We start from the raw sequence: 17,131 nt of genomic DNA, 5'->3' as shown, positions 1-17,131 counted from the left end.
ATAGGAGCAAATAAACATGAAGCGCTTTGAATGTCCGCGCTCACTTATCAGCGTCGCCGAAGCTGCCGCCTATCTCGGGTGCTCGGCAAAGACAGTCCGGCGCCGAATCGCCGAGGGCGCGATCGTCGCCTACCGCACTCCAGGACACGGCCGCCTGATTCGAGTCGATCGCGACCAGCTCGAAGGTTCCCTGATTCCAATGGGCAGTCTGAATTGATGGCGATGCAGGAGCATGAGGACCCAGAGCAACGGGCGCTCCCCTCTACTTACGGCATGCAGCCCGCCGAGCTCGACCGCTACGCGCGGCTACTCGCTCATGCTGACGATCCGAGCGTGGCCGCGATGGTCGGCTACTCGCCGCAAGCCGCGCCTGTCGCATGGCAAGCATGGGAACTGGCTGCCCGCTTCTCAAACTCCGGCGATACTGAGAGCCGAGCGTCGTGATTGACTCACTCCTCGCCGACATCCGCACAGGTGACTGGCTCGACCGCCAAGAGTTTCCCGTAATCAGCTGGGCGGTGCCCGGAATCCTTCCCGAAGGTTTCGGCATCTTGACCGGCCCTCCGAAGGCCGGCAAGAGCTGGTGCGTCTATGGAATCGCGCTAGCCGTCGCGAGCGGATTGCCCGCGTTCGGCGTCGTGGACACCGGCGAAGCTCGGCCCGTACTGGTGCTCGCGCTCGAGGACGGCGATCGCCGCATGCAGTCTCGCGCGCGACACCTTCTCGGCCCTGATGTTCCGATCCCAGCGAACCTGCACTACCTGACGAAGGCGCAGCCAGCAGACGTGCCACTCGTCATCGAGGCGTGGCTGGGACTGCACGGCGGCCTGAATCCGCTGGTCGCACTCGACACACTCGGGAGGGTCATGCCGATGGCGGGGCCGGGCGAGAGCGCCTACCAACGGGACTACCGGATCGGTTCAGCGCTGAAGCGCATCGCCGACGACCACCCCGGCACGTGCCTGCTCGTGGTACATCACACGCGCAAGGCAGGGTCCGTCGATTGGATGGACTCCACTAGCGGCACGAACGGACTCAACGGCGCCGCCGACTTCACGGTCAACCTGGAGCGTCCGCGCAATGAGACCACGGGCGTGCTTCGCGTCAGCGGCCGGGACGTTCCCGAAAGCGAGTTCGCCGTGCGCAGCGAATCCGGGCGCTGGACGTTGGACGGCGACAGCTTGTCCGAGGCGGCGACCGCGGCAACGAGAAGGGCGACCGTCGACGGCGTATCCGAGCGATCCACAGCGATCGTCGCCTACTTGACCCGCCAGGCGGCTCCAACATCTGCGAAGAAGGTCGAGATCGCCCTCGGCATCCACGACGCCCGGCGCTACCTTGCCCGGCTCGCAGAAAGCGGTCGCGTCAGGCGAGTCGAGCGGGGCCTATACGAGAGTGTCCCGACCGTCCCAGCGTCCCAAGCGGAGTTATTCGAAAGCAACCGATGGGACAAGGGGACGCTCGGGACAGCACCTGCAGAGCACTGGGAGTGACCCCAATGGCACTCAAGCTCACGGGGCGCCGATGATCCCCGCCCAGGTCTGGCTCCGAAGCGTGGGTCGAACCGACACCTTCGCGATCGTCCGCCTCGCATTTGACCGAGAAGTGCGAATACGACAGCGACGCCACACGTGGCACTGCGAGCAGTGCGGCGATTCCAAATACGCCAAGTGCGCCCACGCGCGCGCGGTCATCAACAACACCAACTACCAAGTGGAGATAGAACCATGAAAGATCGAATTGAAGACGCAATTGACGCCAAGCTCGCCGGCCGCGACGGCTCGCAAGCCCTCAACGCTCCTGGGTTCGCAGCAGCGCTCGCAGCCCTCCTAAACGCCCAGAGCCACGCCAATGAGTGAGCCGATGGCAGGCGACGCAACGTTGGCGGTCGCACGACACCTCGCCCGCGTTGACCAGGCAGTCGCCGGCGGCGCGACCGAATCAGCCGAGCACCGCGCATTGCGTGATCGATGGCATGAATTCAGTACGCCGGGTCCCAGCGCGACCGACGCCATCGTGGATGGTCTTGTGTCCGGCCGAGACGCTGACTTCGCCATATTGCGTACAGCCGCACTCGTTGACGCACTGGCCACGCCTGCAGCGCGAGCAGAGGTGAAGCGGCGGATTGCAGCGGGAATCCTGCCGGCGCTCCTTCACACCTACGCAGACACCGCCGACGCCAACTACGACCAGGCTCGCGAGGCATACGACGATGTCGCCAGGCAACTGACGAAAGCCCTCGGCGCAGCCGACCCCGACGCAGCCCCCGAGGCGATCATGCGCCAGCCCAAGACCGTGTCGAACGCCTGGGCGTCCGTGCCGGTGCTCGTGAAGAAGCTAGAGCAGGCAGCCGACCAGCTCGGCCAAGTCGCCAACCTCGCAGGCATCGAGAACACGGACCATGCGACGGTGCAACTGGCGCTCACCGTCGACGCCCGAGGCGCGCATCGGCGCCGCGTATGGGACGCCTGGCAGTCCACTACTGGACGCGCCGGCCGCTGGGGTGCACTCGTTGAGGTCGGCGCGAAGCTGGCGGCGCCGGCCCTCGCACGGGTCAGGCCGTACCGAATGCCCAAGCCCGTCGAGTACCGCCAGGTCGCTGTACCCGGAGCGCTGATCGCGTATCGCCTCGAACCGATCGATCCCGAGGACAACGCTAGGGACTGAAGGAGTCACGGCGCCATCGCGCAGGGCCAGGGGGGAACCCCCTCCCCCCTGGTCGCGTGTGACCGCCGGGGAGGGCGCAGAGAAGTGCGGAGGGTCAAACGCTTCGCTGCCTTGGCGGCCACGGAAACCCAGCCCGCTCACGAGCCTAAGGCGAGCGTTACTCGCGCTGCTTGCGCCGCGAGAGGTAGTCCCGAAAGCCTGGCGCGGTGTAGAGGTACTCGCCCTTCCGCTGACGGTAGATCACGTTCGCCTTCACCAGCCGGCCAAGCAAGACGTTGACGTTGCCCGAGGTCTTGGGGGACACAGCATTCAGGTCCGCCACCGCAAGCGGCGGATACGCACACTCCTCCGTGTCCATCAGCAAGTCCTGCTCCGCCGGGGTCAACGACTCGACTCGCGGGTCATAGAAATCAAGGTCGAGTCGTTCGTAGATCTGCTCCTCTATAGCATCGAGCAGTTCCACCGTAAGTGTGCTCTCATCCGCCGAGGTTGCCGCATCCCAGAGCTCGGCACCCCACAGCTGGATGAAGTAGGGGTAGCCATCCACTTCGGTCAGCACACGGTCCACTAGTCGCGGCTCGAGCGAAATCGCTGTATCGCGCAGAGGTCGCGTGAACGCCTCGCGGGCAGGCTCTGCCTTCAGCGAATCGATCTTGAATCCTTGGAACATGCGTTCCGTGTAGGTTCGCGCCCCCAGGAGATTGACAGCCAATGTCGGCAGGCCGCAGAGAACTAGACAGATGGGAGCGGCTTCCTTCTGCATTGTCGAGACTGCTGCGACGATCGCCGACAGCGCGTGAGAACCGCTCGCATCTTTGTCATCGACGAGCACCTGAGCTTCGTCGAACAGCAAGACGAGCCCTTCTTTCCCCGCCTTCAACGAGGCGTCGACGCCCGCGGCCAGCGAATCCGCAATTGCAGCAGTGCTCCTATCGAGGTCACCCGCGGCGCTCCATTCGAAACCCTCGTAAGACACCGTCACAGCTTGGCGGGCGGTATGGACCGCACCACTGACCGCGCGCTTCACGCGCTCAATTCGCGACAGCCTCGTTTCGAGTTCGCTGACCTTGGCGCCAACAAGGCTGCCAAAGGCCGTGTCATCACAATGGCGCGCTTCGAGCTCGACGGCGATCGTCGCCCAGTTCTGCTCGTCGGCAATCTCGGCGAATCGCTGCAGCAGAACCGTCTTGCCGACACCGCGCAACCCGGTCATACGAACGTTGCCAGGGATCTCAGGAGCACGACTCAGGACGCGCTCGAAGTCCTTCTGGTTCTGGTCGCGGCCGGCCAAAAACGGCGGCTGCAAACCGACGCCAGGACGATAGGGGTTTCGAGTCACGCGACCACCTAAGCACATTACAGCCTCTCTGTAATGTTCCTTCTTTGGCGCCTGACCAACGACAACGTCAGAGCTCCCGCCCACATCAGGGCTTCGCTGCCTGCGCGCGGCCAATGCTCGGGCACTTCGCGCGCCTGACCGTCAGGGTGCGAGCGGCGAAGGAGACGGAGCGAGCAACGACGAGACTGCGCTCATGATCTCTTCAGCCTTCGCGTTGCCGTACCACCAAATGGGCTCGTACCAGTTGAAGATGATCATTGCCCCAAGGAGTACGAGCAGGGCCGCGCGGATCACCTTGCGCGGCGATAGATCAATCCCGAGGTCAAGCCAGTCCGTCCAGTTCATGGACCGATCCTGGCACTGGGCTCAGACAGTCGACCGGCACGCCTCTCGTACGACAACCGCGCAACCGCTGCGGCCACGGGTCTTCGGGCAAACGAAGCGCATACAGCAATCGGACCCTTTTTTTTGACCCTCGATTTGGATATGATAGTTGGATATCCGTCTTCAGAGTCAGCTCAGCATCGGTCGGCCGATGCAAGTCAGAAGGGGAAATGATGGTTAGCCAGTTCAGCCTGCAGCCGGGGAGCACCGTCAAGCGCACCGACCTACACGCCACCTACGGGGGGCGCCGCCAGCAGGGGATCAGCCCGTCCGCGGCCTCTCCGAACGTCTTCCTCTTTACTGACCCCGCCTCAGGAGAGCAGCACGGCTACTACGACGGGTGGAAGGAAGACGGGTGCTTCCACTACACCGGCGAGGGCCAGCTCGGCGACCAACAGATGAAGGGCGGCAACAGGTCGGTGCGCGACCACCAGTTGGAGCAACGTGCGCTTCGTTTGTTCTACGGCGCGGGCGGCACCGTCGACTACGTCGGCGAGTTCACGTGCGAGAACTGGTACCGCACGGACGCCCCTGAGACCGGCGGCGGACCTATTCGGAGCGTGATCGTCTTCGTCCTCAAGCCGCTATCTGAAGTCGACAGGGGTGAGCCCGTGAAATCGTCCTTGACGGACGCACCCGAGACGCAGCCTCGCATTGCGGAAGTTCCGGTTGAAGACTCGAAGACAGAGCGCGCTGTCGTGAATCCATCCCGCGAGCCGTACACGGCCGAGCGAGTGGAAGCCGAACTAGTGAGGGCGTTCTGCGCGCGAGCGCGTGCTGCCGGTGTCGCGCATGGACGCTTGCGCGTGATTCCGCCAGGTGAAGCGCGGCCAATCTATACCGACGTCAACCTCGACTCTGGCTGGCTCGTTGAAGCGAAGGGAACCGTGACGCGCGAGAGCATTCGCATGGCGCTCGGGCAGCTCATCGACTACGGCCGATTCGCACCCGAAACGCGGCACGCCGTGCTGCTACCCAACAGGCCGCGTAGCGATCTCCTGGACCTGATCACTCGCGGCAACGCGACAGCGGTGTGGCGCGACGGCGAGACCTTCCATACTGCTGCGGGCCCGTTCACATTCGAGTGACGACGCGCGACATTCGGGACACGATTGGAAATGCTCCGCGATGGGAATGAAACGCTTCGCCCGCTTCGAAGAGCGCGGGTTCGACCTGAAGTCGACATGGCCCATTTGAGTGACCTCAGGCGGGGCAGGCGCCTCCAGAGCAGGCCGGCCGCGGGACTCGCGCAGCAGTGCCTGCGGTACACGTCTCGCGCAACCTTGTGCGCATGCCAGCACTCTTGGCGTCAGAAGGAAACGAACGCGACAAGGCAGAGACATCTCAGCTGCATCCGAACTGCCACGGGCTGCCCCCCTTCGGGACGCAATTGACTAGCATTGGCGCCCATGCTGCGTGTTGTTAATGCGACTCACTACCGAGAGGGCTTTCTGACCGGCGTGAAGTGGCGCGTCGGTAAACGCAAGTACGAAGGCAGTGTGCGGCAAAGATCACGTGCGCAGATCAGGGGCGAAGAGCCGACGGAGATCTGGTGTGAAGGTGCGACGTACTGGCACTTCGAGGGCTCGCTCTACAAGCAGACGGCCACTGAGAATCTGTCGCCAACGGATGTCCGAGCTTTGATAGACGAGCGGCTGAGTCGGGAGCGCGCACGCCTCGCTCGCGCTCGGGCACGTAGCGAGCAAGCAGACACGCCGTCAAGCTCGTCCGCGCGACAGGCAATTGCGAAGGAAGTGCGTCACTCCGTTTGGCAGCGTGATAGGGGGCGCTGCACCGAGTGCGGGTCAAACGAGAACCTCGAGTTTGATCACATCATTCCCGTGTCGATGGGCGGCGCAAACACTGAACGCAACATCCAACTTCTCTGCGAGCCGTGCAACCGCTCCAAGGGAGCGACACTCGGCTAAGGCATTGCATACAAGGCGGTCGCGCGTAGCACCGCGCTCGGCAACACGGCATGCAGTTCGAACCTCGGCGCGAGCGCAGATCGCGCAAACGGACTCGCGCGGATGGCCAAGGTGGACGCGGCAATCGTGCTGATGTATCGTTCAGGCAAGCACTCGCATCCATTGATGCGGGGGGAGCCGGATTCCTCACTAGAGGGGTCCGGTTTCGCTTTTACTGCCACTCAGCGGGACGAACGGCGGCGGCTCGACCTCGTAGGCTCACCGTCGCTGGGAACTGAGCTGCACGCAGGGCTTCCTCCGTCAGGTCACCGTTCGTTGCGCCTTTGAGCGGAGCCTTCGACCCCAGCCTCGCCGGGCTGAAAACGTCGACCGGAATGTGCTTTGTCGCGGCATTCGCTGCGAGCAGATCGATGGCACCCTGAAGATCCGTATCGTCGGAGATGATCGCTGCGCGCTGAATCTTCCCTTCGAGCGCATCTTGCACCAGCCGGATCGCGAGGTTCACGTCAGTCTGCTTCTCCTCGCGGCGCTTGATGTGCCAAGTTGCGTCGGCGCAGCAGCGGCAGTCCGCTGGCCCACCCGCCAAGCAGTACCGCTCGGGGTCTCTCACAGGAGCGCCGGACAACTTTCGCCTTTGGTGCTTGCCCCGCACCACCACGACGCGGCTGCCGTTTCGCTGCGTGAGCGCGCGCCAGTATTGAGCCTGACGCTTCTTGGCGTGTGGGTCGGCCTTCGTGGGCATTGCCTCCGCGGAGCAGTACAAGACGCGATCCACCCGCACCCCTGGCATTAAAGCGTCAGCCAGGGTTTCGAGGTCGAGCCACTTGAGGCTCGGCTCGCGCTCAAGTGCGCTCTTGTAGAGGTTGTATCCGTCGATGTAGAGGCGACCGGCAGGCGAATTCACCTCGGGAGCCTACCGCTCGCGCCTGCGTTCCCCACGGACGCTGCTTGCGATTTCCTCAAGAGCCGTGACCCGGCGCCGTTGATGCAGGCGCTACTCGCAGACGATTCCGTCTCCGTCTCGGTCCGTGTACCACGCGTATTCGGGGTCGGTGCCCTTGTAGTAGGGACCGTATCCGGACGGGAGGTCCTTGCAGTAGGGGTAGCGCGGGTCCGTCTCCGGCTCAGCTGGCGCGGTTGTCTCAGCAGGCTTCGGGGTGCTGGTCTTCTTCGGCGTGGATTCCGGCGCAGGGCCGCCCGTGTTCTTGGCGATCACAGGCTGATCGCCCGGCCCGGGGAGCAGATAGTCGGGGCAGTCGTCGAGCACGCGCAGCATTGCGTCCTGTTCCGCCTGCGTCACCCACACGCCGTACTTCGTCTTCACGGCAACCTGACGTGCGACGTACTCGCAGCGGTAGGACTTGTTCGACGGAAGCCACGTGGCGGCGTCGCCGTCGCCCTTCTGGCGGTTCGCTCCCGCGTCGACGGGCTCAAGGTTCAGCGGGTCGTTGGCGAACGCCACACGCTTCGCGAACTTCCACTTCGCGGCACCCTTCTGCCATGCGTCCGACAGGGCGACCATGTGGTCGATGTCGACCTCGCTCGCGCCGCCGTACTCGAAGACGATGGACTGGCCGGTGTACGGGTCGTCGAGGGTGCCCGACAGCACCTTGCAGCTACCCGACATGTCCTTCTTCGTGAGGCGAAGCTTGAGCATGTCGTTGCGCGTATCGCAGCCGTTCTGGTCGACGTCCACCCAGCCGTCACCGAACTGCTCACGCGAGTAGCCGGTCTTCGCAGCACGACCCTTGACGGTCAGCGCGAGCGCCGCCGTCTCGGCTGTAGTCGCGTCTGCCTCAGCCTCAAAGGTTGCGACCTGCCCGACGACGGGGTCCGCGGTCTTGGTCTCCTCGGGTTCCGGTTCTTCGCTCTCGCCGGCGACGGGCGACGCAACCGGCTCCGCGGACTCGGTGGGAGTTGCCGACGGAGTGGTGACCGCGACGGGCTCGTCGGCCGCATCGGTGGTCGAGTCGGACTCGCCGCCGTTGACGGCGAGCGCGATGAAGAAGACAGGGACGGCGACAGCGGTCGCGATGAGCTTCGTCTTCACACGCGTGCCAGGCCGCAGCCACAACAGAATCACGCCGGGAACGACTCCCAGGATGAATCCGAGAACGATCACAGGCCACGAGGTGAGACACCCGCCCGCTGACGTCTTTGCCATGTTTGCCCCCTCAGCAATTCCACAACTTCCCGAAACATACAGCGTTGCGCGTAGGAAACCCGCATCGTGTGACACATCTCGCGGCCCACGCCGCGAACAGGCCGAAATGACCTCGGGGCGCTCCCAAATAGGCCGCAGACGCCACCAGAAGCAGACGCACGCTAATTGCACGCAAGGAGCCGGAGGAAAGATACTGCCTGGCAAATAAGGCTCCGCCCAGAGGATTCGAACCTCTACCGCAGGGCTCCAAAGGCCCGCATGCTGCCGTTACACCAGGGCGGAACGGGGCGACGGCCGCACGGCTCGCCGCACCCGGGCGTCAAGTCTGCCAGGATTCACGGCACACTTGAGCCTGTGACCATCGAACCCCGCCGCAGCCCCCGCTCCCGCATGACCGCGCGGGAGCGTCGCGAGCAGCTGCTGACCGTGGGCCGCGCGCTGTTCGCGGAGAAGGGCTTCGAGGGCACGTCCGTCGAGGAGATCGCCTCGCGCGCGGACGTCTCCAAGCCGGTGGTCTACGAGCACTTCGGCGGCAAGGAGGGCATGTACGCCGTGATCGTCGACCGCGAGGTCGAGGCTCTGCTGGGCGCCCTCACCGGCGCGCTCGCGCAGAAGGCGCACCCCCGCCAGCTGGTCGAGCGCGCGGCGCTCGCGCTGCTCGGCTACATCGAGGACTCCCCCGACGGCTTCCGCATCCTCGCGCGGGACTCGCCGGTCGCGCAGGCCTCGGGCACGTTCTCGTCGCTGCTCGGCGACGTCTCCGCGCAGGTCGAGGGCCTGCTGGGCGACCAGTTCCGCAAGCGCGGCCTCGACCCCGCCGTCGCGCCCGTGTACTCGCAGATGCTCGTCGGCATGGTCGCGCTCGCCGGCCAGCACTGGGCGGAGGTGCGCGAGCCGTCGAAGCAGGTGGTCGCGGCGCACCTCGTCAACCTCGCCTGGAACGGGCTGTCCTCGCTCGAGCGCCGGCCGGACCTGCCCTCCGACTGACGCCACCCGCGCATCGTCCCTGGGAATGCGCGGCGGCACCGCCGCGTCGTAGTGTGCGGAAGGGCGCCCGTGGGGGCGTCCTCAGCGTCTCAGGGGAGGGACCGCCATGCTCAAGGGCTTCAAGGACTTCATCACGCGCGGCAACGTGATCGACCTCGCGGTCGGCATCATCATCGGCGCGGCGTTCACCGCGGTGGTGACCTCGCTCGTGGACAACGTCATCAACCCGGTCATCGCCGCGATCTTCGGCAAGCCCGACCTGTCCGACGTGTGGGTGTGGACGCTCAACAACGGCGGCACGCCCGGCGACACCGCGGACGATGCGGTCCTCAGCATCGGCGCCTTCCTCACCGCGATCATCAACTTCCTCATCATCGCGGCGGCGATCTACTTCGTCATCGTGATGCCGCTCAACAAGCTCGCCGAGCGCCGCAAGGCCGGGGAGCCCGCGCCCGACGAGCCGGTCTCCCCCACCGAGGTCGAGCTGCTCACCGAGATCCGCGACGCGCTGCGGGAGAAGCCGGGGGTCTGACCCTCGGTCCGGCGCTCAGTCCTGCACGAGCAGCGTGCCGGACGCCGGCCCGGACGCGGTCACCACGGCGTCGCACGTCTTCGACGCCTTGAGGTGCGCCGCGATCGCGAGCGCGTGCTGACGCGAGCGCGCGAGCGCCGCGACCGTCGGCCCCGAGCCCGAGACGATCACGCCGCACGCCTCGGCCGCCTCGGCCGCGTCGAGCACCTCCTCGAGCCGCGGCATCAGCGCGAGCGCCGGCGCCTCGAGGTCGTTGAGGAGCGACTGCCCGAGCGCGACCGCGTCGCCCGCCATGAGCGCGCGCATGATCGGCCCGTCGATCTCGAGGTCGGACACCGCCTGCTCGCGCGCCTCGATACGGCGGTCGTACTCCGCGAACACCTCGGGCGTCGACAGCCCGGTGGACTGCGTCGCGAGCACCCAGTGGAACTCGCCATGGGACATCACCGGCGTGAGCTCGTCGCCGCGACCCATGCCGACCGCGGTGTGGCCGTGCAGGCTGAACGGCACGTCCGCGCCCAGCCGGGCAGCGAGCGCGGCGAGCTCGCCTCGGGTCGCGCCCGTGTCCCAGGCCTCGGCGCACGCGACCAGCGCGGCCGCCGCGTCGGCCGAGCCGCCGGCCATGCCGCCGGCGACGGGCACGCCCTTGACGATGCGCAGGTCCACCCCGTCGGCGATGCCGAACGTGCGCGCGAGCAGCTCCGCGGCCTTCCAGGCGAGGTTGGACCCGTCGAGCGGGACCCCGGAGGCGTCGATGGGCGACCCGGCGGCCACGTCGACCGCGAGCGTGATGCGCCCGTCCGTGCGCGGCGTGGCCTCGACGACCTCCCAGAGGTCGAGCGCCTGGAACACCGTGACGAGCGGGTGGTAGCCGTCCGCACGGCGCGGGCCCACGGTGAGCTGAAGGTTCACCTTCGCGGGCGCCTTCGCGCGGACGGTGCGGGTCATGACCCCAGACTGCCAGAGGCCAGGGCCTCGGCGATGGCTGAGAAGTCCTCGATGGTGAGCTGCTCGCCCCGGGTCAGGGGCTCGATGCCGGCCTGGCGCAGCGCGGCCTCGGCGGCCGCGGCGGAGCCGGCGATGCCGGACAGCGCGCCCCGCAGGGCCTTGCGGCGCTGGGCGAACGCGGCGTCGACCACGGCGAACACCTCCTGGCGGCTCGCGGTGGTCGTCGGCGGGTCGCGACGCTCCATGAGCACGAGGCGGCTGTCGACGCGCGGGACGGGCCAGAAGACGGCGCGGCCCACGTCGCCCGCGCGGCGCACGGCGCAGTACCACGCGGCCTTCGCCGAGGGCACGCCGTAGGTGCGCGAGCCCGGCGGCTCGGCGAGACGGTCCGCGACCTCGGCCTGCACCATAACGAGCACGCGCTCGAGCGTCGGGAAGATCTCGAGGAAGTGCAGGATCACCGGCACCGAGACGTTGTACGGCAGGTTGGCGACGAGGGCACGCGGCGGCGACGGCAGCGCGTCGACCTTGAGGGCGTCCTGGTGGATGACGTCGAAGCGGTCGGCGTCGTCAGGCGCGCGCTCGGCCACGGTCGAGGGCAGCGCCGCGGCGAGCACCGGGTCGATCTCGACCGCGGTGACGTCCGCGCCGGTCTCGAGCAGCGCGAGCGTCAACGATCCGAGCCCCGGACCCACCTCGACGACACGGTCGCCGGGACCCACGCCCGACAGGCGCGCGATGCGGCGCACCGTGCCGGCGTCGACGACGAAGTTCTGACCCCACTTCTTGTGGGGAGCGGTGTCGAGCGACTGCGCGAGGAGGCGGATGTCGGTGGGACCCAGGAGGTTGGCCACCGGGGTCAGTACCAGCCCACGGACTCGGAGTGGCCCCACGCGGAGCACGGGGTGCCGTAGCGGCCGCTGATGTAGCCCAGGCCCCACGTGATCTGCGTCGCGGGGTTGGTCGCCCAGTCGGCGCCGGCGGTGGCCATCTTGGAGCCGGGGAGCGCCTGCGGGATGCCGTGCGCGCCCGAGTACGGGTTGTGCGCGTTCGGGTTCCAGCCGGACTCACGCTGCCAGAGCGCGTCGAGGCACGACCACTCGGAACCGGTCCAGCCGTACATGCTCGCGGCCATCTGCTGGCCGAGCGCGCGGGCGGTGCCGGGCGAGACGGACGAGGTCGCCGGGACGGACGTCGACGTGGACTCCTCGGTCTCCTCCATGGTGCCGACCGCGATGACCTCGTCGGTGGGCTGCTCGACGGTGAGCTTGAGGGTCTCGACGCGCGAGACCTCCTCGCCGTCGACGTAGGTGACGTCGTACGTGATGACCTGCGAGCCGGGCTCGCCCTCGGTCACGACCTCCTCGGTGCCCTTCTCCAGCTCCGGGTCGTCCTGCTTGACGGAGCCGGGCTTGATCGCGACCTCCTTGGTCTCCGTCTTGACGACGGCACCATCGGACTTGTGGGTGGCGATCTCGGGAAGGGCGGCCAGGTCGGCCTGGGTGGTGACCTGCGGGTCGTCGGTCAGGGCGGGCACAGCGGCGGCGGCGATGGAGCCGACGGCGAACGATGCGACGGCGACGCCGAGGCCGATCTGCGTCAGCACGCGGGTCCGCACGCCGCGCTCGGCGCGGCGCTCGCGGCGCCCGCCAGGCATCGGGTTGGAACGTCGATAGCTCACGTGGTCCTCTCGTCTCGCGACCGGTCAGCCGCGCTTCACTGAGCCCTTTTGTCTCATATTGATAACGACCGTGTCCAACCCGGCTTAAGTCAAGGGGGCTGTGGGATTTCCCACACACCGTGGACTACCAGGGGCCATACAGCTTTTCCGACGTTGCAGAGACGACCTCGCACGCGGCGGCCAGATCGAGCTCCAGGACGGTCGCGATGGTGCGCATCGTCAACGGCACGAGGTACGGCGCGTTGGGCGCGCCCCGGTGCGGATGCGGCGTGAGGAAGGGCGCATCGGTCTCGACGAGGACGTGCGACGGCGGCGTCACCGCGAGCGCCGCGCGGAGCCCCTCGGCGTTCTTGAAGGTGACGGTGCCCGCGAACGACAGGTAGTAGCCACGATGCGCGCACAGGCGTGCCATCGCCGCGTCGCCGGAGAAGCAGTGGAAGACCGTGACGTCGGGGGCGCCGTCGCGCTCGAGCACGTCGAGGACGTCGGCGTGCGCGTCGCGGTCGTGGATCTGCAGCGGCAGCCCCAGCTCCTTCGCGAGTGCGATGTGGTCGCGGAACGAGCGAACCTGCGCGTCCCGCCCCTCCTCGGACGTGCGGAAGTAGTCGAGGCCCGTCTCGCCGATCACCCGGATGCGGTCGCGGCGCGCGAGCGCGGTGATCTCGGCGAAGGCGTCCTCGTACGACAGCCCGCTGTCGTGCGTGCCGGCCGCGTGCAGCGGCGCCTCGTTCGGGTGGAGCGCCACGCCGCCGAGCATCGTCGGGTGGCGGTCCACCGCCTCGGCGGTCCACCGGGCGGAGTCGACCTCGCAGCCGATCTGCACCACGCGGTCCACGCCCACGGCCGCGGCGTCCGCGAGGCGCCGCTCGACCGTCAGCTCCGGGTCCCCCGCCGGGAACTCGAGGTGGCAGTGGTTGTCGACCACCGCGACCGGCAGCGCCTCGGGCGCGGGCGGCCAGGCTCCGGCGCGCATCGGCTACTCGTCCGCCATCCGCTCGAGCTCGGCCTCGACCATCTCGTCGTCGAGCTTCTGGAAGATCGGCGACGGGGCCGGGACCGCCGTGCCGGCGACCAGGTCCGTGCGGCCCCAGCCGGCCACGGACGTGTAGTCGCCCTGGATCACCGGGTAGTGGCGGTCCGCGAGGTCGAGGTCGGCGACCTCGTTCATCTGCGGCATCGGGGCGAGCACGCCCGTGCCGCCGAGCGCCTCGTGGACCTTCTGCGCGGAGTGCGGCAGGAACGGCGACATCATCGTGTTGGCGTCCGAGACCAGCTGGGCCGCGACCGCGAGGACGGTGCGCATGCGCTGCGGGTCCTCGTTCTTGAGCTTCCACGGCGCGGTGTCGGCCAGGTACTTGTTCGCGTCGCCGATCACGCGCATCGTCTCGCTGATCGCGGCGCGCTGGCGCTGCGTGCGGATGTGGCCGCCCACCGTGGTGAACGCCGCCTCGGAGGCCGCGAGCGCGGCGCGGTCGACGTCGGCGAGCTCGCCGAGCGCCGGGATCTCGCCCACGTTCTTGTGCAGCAGCGACGCGGTGCGGTTGACCAGGTTGCCCCAGCCGGCGACCAGCTCGTCGTTGTTGCGGCGCTTGAACTCGGACCACGTGAAGTCCGCGTCCGAGGTCTCCGGGCCGGCGACCGCGATGAAGTAGCGCAGCGCGTCCGGCTGGTAGCGCGACAGCATGTCGCGCACGTAGATGACGTGGCCGCGCGACGACGAGAACTTCGCGGACTCCATGGTGAGGAACTCGCTCGACACGACCTCGGTGGGCAGCTGCAGGTCGCCGAACTCGCTGAGCGAGCCGCCGCGCGCGCCACGGCCGTTGGCGGCGATGAGCTCGCCGGGCCAGATCTGCGAGTGGAAGGTGATGTTGTCCTTGCCCATGAAGTAGTAGGACAGGGCCGACGGGTCGTTCCACCACTGGCGCCACGCGTCCGGGTCGCCCGAGCGGCGCGCCCACTCGATCGAGGCGCTGAGGTAGCCGATGACCGCGTCGAACCACACGTAGAGGCGCTTGGCGGGGTTGTCCTCCCAGCCCTCGAGCGGCACCGGGATGCCCCAGTCGATGTCGCGCGTCATCGCGCGCGGGCGCACGTCGACGAGCAGGTTCTTGGAGAAGTTCATGACGTTGGGGCGCCAGCCCTGGCGCGAGCCGAGCCAGTCGGTGAGCGGCTGGACGAGCGCCGGCAGGTCGAGGAAGAAGTGCTCGGTCTCGACGAACTTGGGGGTCTCGCCGTTGATGCGGGACACCGGGTTCTTGAGGTCGATCGCGTCGAGCTGGTTGCCGCAGTTGTCGCACTGGTCGCCGCGCGCGCCGTCGTAGCCGCAGATGGGGCAGGTGCCCTCGATGTAGCGGTCGGGCAGCGTGCGGCCGGTCGACGGCGAGATCGCGCCGCGCGTGGTCTCGGAGAGCATGTAGCCGTTCGCGTGCACGGCCTTGAACATGGCCTGCGCGACGGCGTAGTGGTTGCCCGTGGTGGTGCGGGTGAAGAGGTCGTACGACAGGCCCAGCTGGGTGAGGTCCTCGACGATCACGCGGTTGTAGCGGTCAGCGAGCTCCTGCGGGCTCACGCCCTCGCCCTCGGCCTGGACGAGGATCGGCGTGCCGTGCTCGTCGGTGCCCGAGACCATCAGGACGTCGTTGCCGGCGAGGCGCATGTAGCGGCTGAAGACGTCCGAGGGGACGCCGAACCCGGCGACGTGACCGATGTGGCGGGGGCCGTTGGCGTACGGCCAGGCGACCGCGGACAGGATGCGTGACATGGCGTCCATCCTAGTGTTCGCGGAGGGTCCGTCCTCCGGGCCCGGTCACGGCTCGTAGTCGGGCGCGAAGGCGAGCCCGAAGTGCTCCTCCATGGTGGCCGCGCCGCTGTCCCGCATCGCCTTCGCGAGCGGCCTCCCGACGTAGCGCAGGTGCCACGGCTCGTAGATGTAGCCGGTCACCTCCTCCTTGTCCGCGGGGTAGCGGACGATGAAGCCGTGCTCCCAGCCGTGCTCCGCGACGTAGCGGCCCGCCGCGGTGTCCGCGAAGCACGGCTCGAGGTCGCAGCCGTCCGCGCGGATGTCCGCCGCGAGCCCCGTCTGATGCTCGGAGTACCCGGCGCGCGCGGAGAAGCGGTCGGCCGCGTCGTACCCGCGCGAGCGCGAGTACCCCGCGTGCAGCGAGGACTGGAGGTCGTACGAGCGGTACGCCGTCGACACCGTGAAGCCCGCGCCCTCCGCCGCGGCCGCCTCGTACAGCGCGGTCATCGCGGCGGCCGCCTCGGCGCGCATCGTCCCGCCGCCCGGCACCGCGTCCAGCGTCACCACGTCCGCCGGCACGTAGTCGAGGGGGTCGAGCGGTCGGACCTTGTTCACGACCACGGTGAACGAGGCCGGGTCGTCGAGGTCGAGCGTCGTCACCTGGATCTCGGGCGTCCGGTCCTCCACGGGGACGGCGCCCGCGGTGATCGCCGCGAGGGACGATGCGGCGGGATCGGGCGTCGCCGAGGATCCGGCGGTCGGGGTCGCGACGGCGACCTCGGTACCGGCGACGAGCGGCCACCCCTCGGCGGGCGGCATCAGCGCGCCGGCGCCGAGGCCGAGCCCGAAGCACGCGAGCGCGATGGCGGCGGCAGGGACGAGGCGCCGCCGTCGACGCGGCGACGCCGCGCTCACTCGGCGGCCCGCGCGGCCAGCACCGCGGCGTAGAGCTCGCGGCTGGGGACCCCGGCCGTGGAGGCGACGTCCGCGACGGCGGCCTTGGCCCGCTCGCCCGCCGCGACGCGGGCGAGCACCTCGCCCACGAGCGCGGGCACGCCCGGCGCCTCCGCCGCGCGTCCCTCGACCGTCACGACGATCTCCCCGCGGGGCTCCTTCTCCTCGGCCCACGCGGCGAGCTCGGCGAGCGTGCCGCGGCGGGTCTCCTCGTACGTCTTGGTGAGCTCGCGCGAGACCGAGGCCCGGCGGTCGCCGCCCCAGGCCGCGGCCATCGCCGCGAGCGTCGCGGCGAGCCGGTGCGGCGCCTCGAAGAAGACGAGCGTGCGCTCCTCGGTCGCGAGCGAGTCGAGCCGCGAGGCCCGCTCCCCCGGCTTGCGCGGCAGGAAGCCCTCGAAGGCGAAGCGGTCGGTCGGCAGCCCGGACAGCGCGAGCGCCGCGAGCGCGGCGGAGGGACCGGGCAGCACCGTCACGTCGACGCCGGCCGCGGCGGCGGCCTCGACCACGCGGAAGCCCGGGTCGGAGACCGCGGGCATGCCCGCATCGGACACGACGACGACCGTGTCGCCGGCCGCGGCGCGCTCGACGAGCGCGGCGGCGGAGTCGCCCTCGTTGTGGTCGTGGTGCGCGACCGTCTCCGCGTGGAGGCGGATCCCGAGGCGGCCCGCGAGGTCGCGCAGCCGACGCGTGTCCTCGGCGGCGATGACGTCCGCGGTCGCGAGCGCGTCGCGCAGCCTCTCGGACGCGTCGCCGACGTTCCCGATGGGCGTCGCGGCGAGCACGATCCGTCCGGTCATGTCCCCA

Annotated in this window: 19 protein-coding genes and 1 tRNA gene; 8 read left to right on the top strand and 12 right to left on the bottom strand. The window is 68.4% G+C overall.

Annotated elements, in window-relative coordinates; all coding sequences use genetic code 11:
• The first annotated feature begins 16 nt into the window (after positions 1–16).
• From AOM02_RS14030 to AOM02_RS03010, 4 genes are all read left to right on the top strand, one after another.
• Positions 17–217 (top strand): excisionase family DNA-binding protein, encoded by a 201-nt coding sequence (locus tag AOM02_RS14030; protein WP_082104840.1) that lies wholly within the window; start codon positions 17–19, stop codon positions 215–217.
• Complete coding sequence (locus AOM02_RS03020; protein ID WP_062296506.1) at positions 217–444, top strand: hypothetical protein; 228 nt, start codon at positions 217–219, stop codon at positions 442–444. The genes AOM02_RS14030 and AOM02_RS03020 overlap by 1 nt, the downstream gene beginning before the upstream one ends.
• A complete protein-coding gene (locus AOM02_RS03015; RefSeq protein ID WP_062296503.1) occupies positions 441–1,493 on the top strand; it encodes an AAA family ATPase in 1,053 nt (350 codons plus the stop codon). The genes AOM02_RS03020 and AOM02_RS03015 overlap by 4 nt, the downstream gene beginning before the upstream one ends.
• Before the next feature lie 370 nt (positions 1,494–1,863).
• Positions 1,864–2,667: a hypothetical protein gene (locus AOM02_RS03010; RefSeq protein ID WP_156156055.1), complete on the top strand. Its 804-nt coding sequence runs from the start codon at positions 1,864–1,866 to the stop codon at positions 2,665–2,667.
• Positions 2,668–2,824: 157 nt separating this feature from the next.
• On the opposite strand, the gene AOM02_RS03005 is transcribed toward AOM02_RS03010, so the two are convergent.
• A complete protein-coding gene (locus AOM02_RS03005; protein ID WP_169746587.1) occupies positions 2,825–4,006 on the bottom strand; it encodes an ATP-binding protein in 1,182 nt (393 codons plus the stop codon).
• Positions 4,007–4,147: 141 nt separating this feature from the next.
• Positions 4,148–4,351, bottom strand: coding sequence for a hypothetical protein (locus tag AOM02_RS03000; protein WP_062296497.1), 204 nt, complete (start codon positions 4,349–4,351; stop codon positions 4,148–4,150).
• Between the two features lie 209 nt (positions 4,352–4,560).
• Between AOM02_RS03000 and AOM02_RS02995 the strand changes: the two genes are divergently transcribed.
• Together AOM02_RS02995 and AOM02_RS14025 are read left to right on the top strand one after the other, a co-directional pair.
• Entirely contained in the window at positions 4,561–5,478 is a 918-nt protein-coding gene (locus tag AOM02_RS02995; RefSeq protein WP_169746586.1) for an SRA domain-containing endonuclease, read from the top strand.
• A gap of 321 nt (positions 5,479–5,799) precedes the next feature.
• Positions 5,800–6,318 (top strand): HNH endonuclease, encoded by a 519-nt coding sequence (locus tag AOM02_RS14025; RefSeq protein ID WP_082104838.1) that lies wholly within the window; start codon positions 5,800–5,802, stop codon positions 6,316–6,318.
• A gap of 211 nt (positions 6,319–6,529) precedes the next feature.
• On the opposite strand, the gene AOM02_RS02990 is transcribed toward AOM02_RS14025, so the two are convergent.
• From AOM02_RS02990 to AOM02_RS02980, 3 genes are all read right to left on the bottom strand, one after another.
• Entirely contained in the window at positions 6,530–7,222 is a 693-nt protein-coding gene (locus tag AOM02_RS02990) for a PIN domain-containing protein (protein WP_062296492.1), read from the bottom strand.
• A gap of 90 nt (positions 7,223–7,312) precedes the next feature.
• Positions 7,313–8,482: a GmrSD restriction endonuclease domain-containing protein gene (locus tag AOM02_RS02985; protein WP_082104837.1), complete on the bottom strand. Its 1,170-nt coding sequence runs from the start codon at positions 8,480–8,482 to the stop codon at positions 7,313–7,315.
• 210 nt (positions 8,483–8,692) lie between these two features.
• Positions 8,693–8,764: transfer RNA gene (locus AOM02_RS02980), tRNA-Gln, on the bottom strand.
• A 108-nt stretch (positions 8,765–8,872) separates the two neighbouring features.
• On the opposite strand from AOM02_RS02980, the gene AOM02_RS02975 reads away from it, so the two are divergent.
• Together AOM02_RS02975 and mscL are read left to right on the top strand one after the other, a co-directional pair.
• Entirely contained in the window at positions 8,873–9,469 is a 597-nt protein-coding gene (locus tag AOM02_RS02975) for a TetR/AcrR family transcriptional regulator (RefSeq protein WP_062296491.1), read from the top strand.
• A gap of 106 nt (positions 9,470–9,575) precedes the next feature.
• Complete coding sequence (gene mscL / locus AOM02_RS02970; RefSeq protein ID WP_062296489.1) at positions 9,576–10,001, top strand: large conductance mechanosensitive channel protein MscL; 426 nt, start codon at positions 9,576–9,578, stop codon at positions 9,999–10,001.
• 15 nt (positions 10,002–10,016) lie between these two features.
• On the opposite strand, the gene AOM02_RS02965 is transcribed toward mscL, so the two are convergent.
• The 7 genes from AOM02_RS02965 to rsmI form a co-directional block, all read right to left on the bottom strand.
• Complete coding sequence (locus tag AOM02_RS02965) at positions 10,017–10,949, bottom strand: 4-(cytidine 5'-diphospho)-2-C-methyl-D-erythritol kinase (RefSeq protein ID WP_062296486.1); 933 nt, start codon at positions 10,947–10,949, stop codon at positions 10,017–10,019.
• Positions 10,946–11,803 (bottom strand): 16S rRNA (adenine(1518)-N(6)/adenine(1519)-N(6))-dimethyltransferase RsmA, encoded by an 858-nt coding sequence (gene rsmA, locus AOM02_RS02960; protein ID WP_228373759.1) that lies wholly within the window; start codon positions 11,801–11,803, stop codon positions 10,946–10,948. The genes AOM02_RS02965 and rsmA overlap by 4 nt, the downstream gene beginning before the upstream one ends.
• A gap of 5 nt (positions 11,804–11,808) precedes the next feature.
• Entirely contained in the window at positions 11,809–12,630 is an 822-nt protein-coding gene (locus AOM02_RS02955) for an aggregation-promoting factor C-terminal-like domain-containing protein (RefSeq protein ID WP_156156054.1), read from the bottom strand.
• 124 nt (positions 12,631–12,754) lie between these two features.
• Positions 12,755–13,603 carry a TatD family hydrolase gene (locus tag AOM02_RS02950; RefSeq protein WP_062296482.1) on the bottom strand — a complete coding sequence of 283 codons (849 nt, stop codon included), beginning with the start codon at positions 13,601–13,603 and terminating at the stop codon, positions 12,755–12,757.
• A gap of 3 nt (positions 13,604–13,606) precedes the next feature.
• A complete protein-coding gene (gene metG / locus AOM02_RS02945) occupies positions 13,607–15,394 on the bottom strand; it encodes a methionine--tRNA ligase (protein ID WP_062296890.1) in 1,788 nt (595 codons plus the stop codon).
• A gap of 45 nt (positions 15,395–15,439) precedes the next feature.
• Positions 15,440–16,288 carry a M15 family metallopeptidase gene (locus tag AOM02_RS02940; RefSeq protein ID WP_062296480.1) on the bottom strand — a complete coding sequence of 283 codons (849 nt, stop codon included), beginning with the start codon at positions 16,286–16,288 and terminating at the stop codon, positions 15,440–15,442.
• On the bottom strand, positions 16,285–17,124 hold the full coding sequence (gene rsmI / locus AOM02_RS02935; RefSeq protein WP_062296478.1) for a 16S rRNA (cytidine(1402)-2'-O)-methyltransferase: 840 nt from the start codon (positions 17,122–17,124) through the stop codon (positions 16,285–16,287). The genes AOM02_RS02940 and rsmI overlap by 4 nt, the downstream gene beginning before the upstream one ends.
• Positions 17,125–17,131 lie beyond the last annotated feature (7 nt).

The sequence above is a fragment of the Demequina maris genome (assembly GCF_000971155.1).
GTDB lineage: Bacteria > Actinomycetota > Actinomycetes > Actinomycetales > Demequinaceae > Demequina > Demequina maris.
This window is presented reverse-complemented; position numbering and strand designations above follow the sequence as displayed.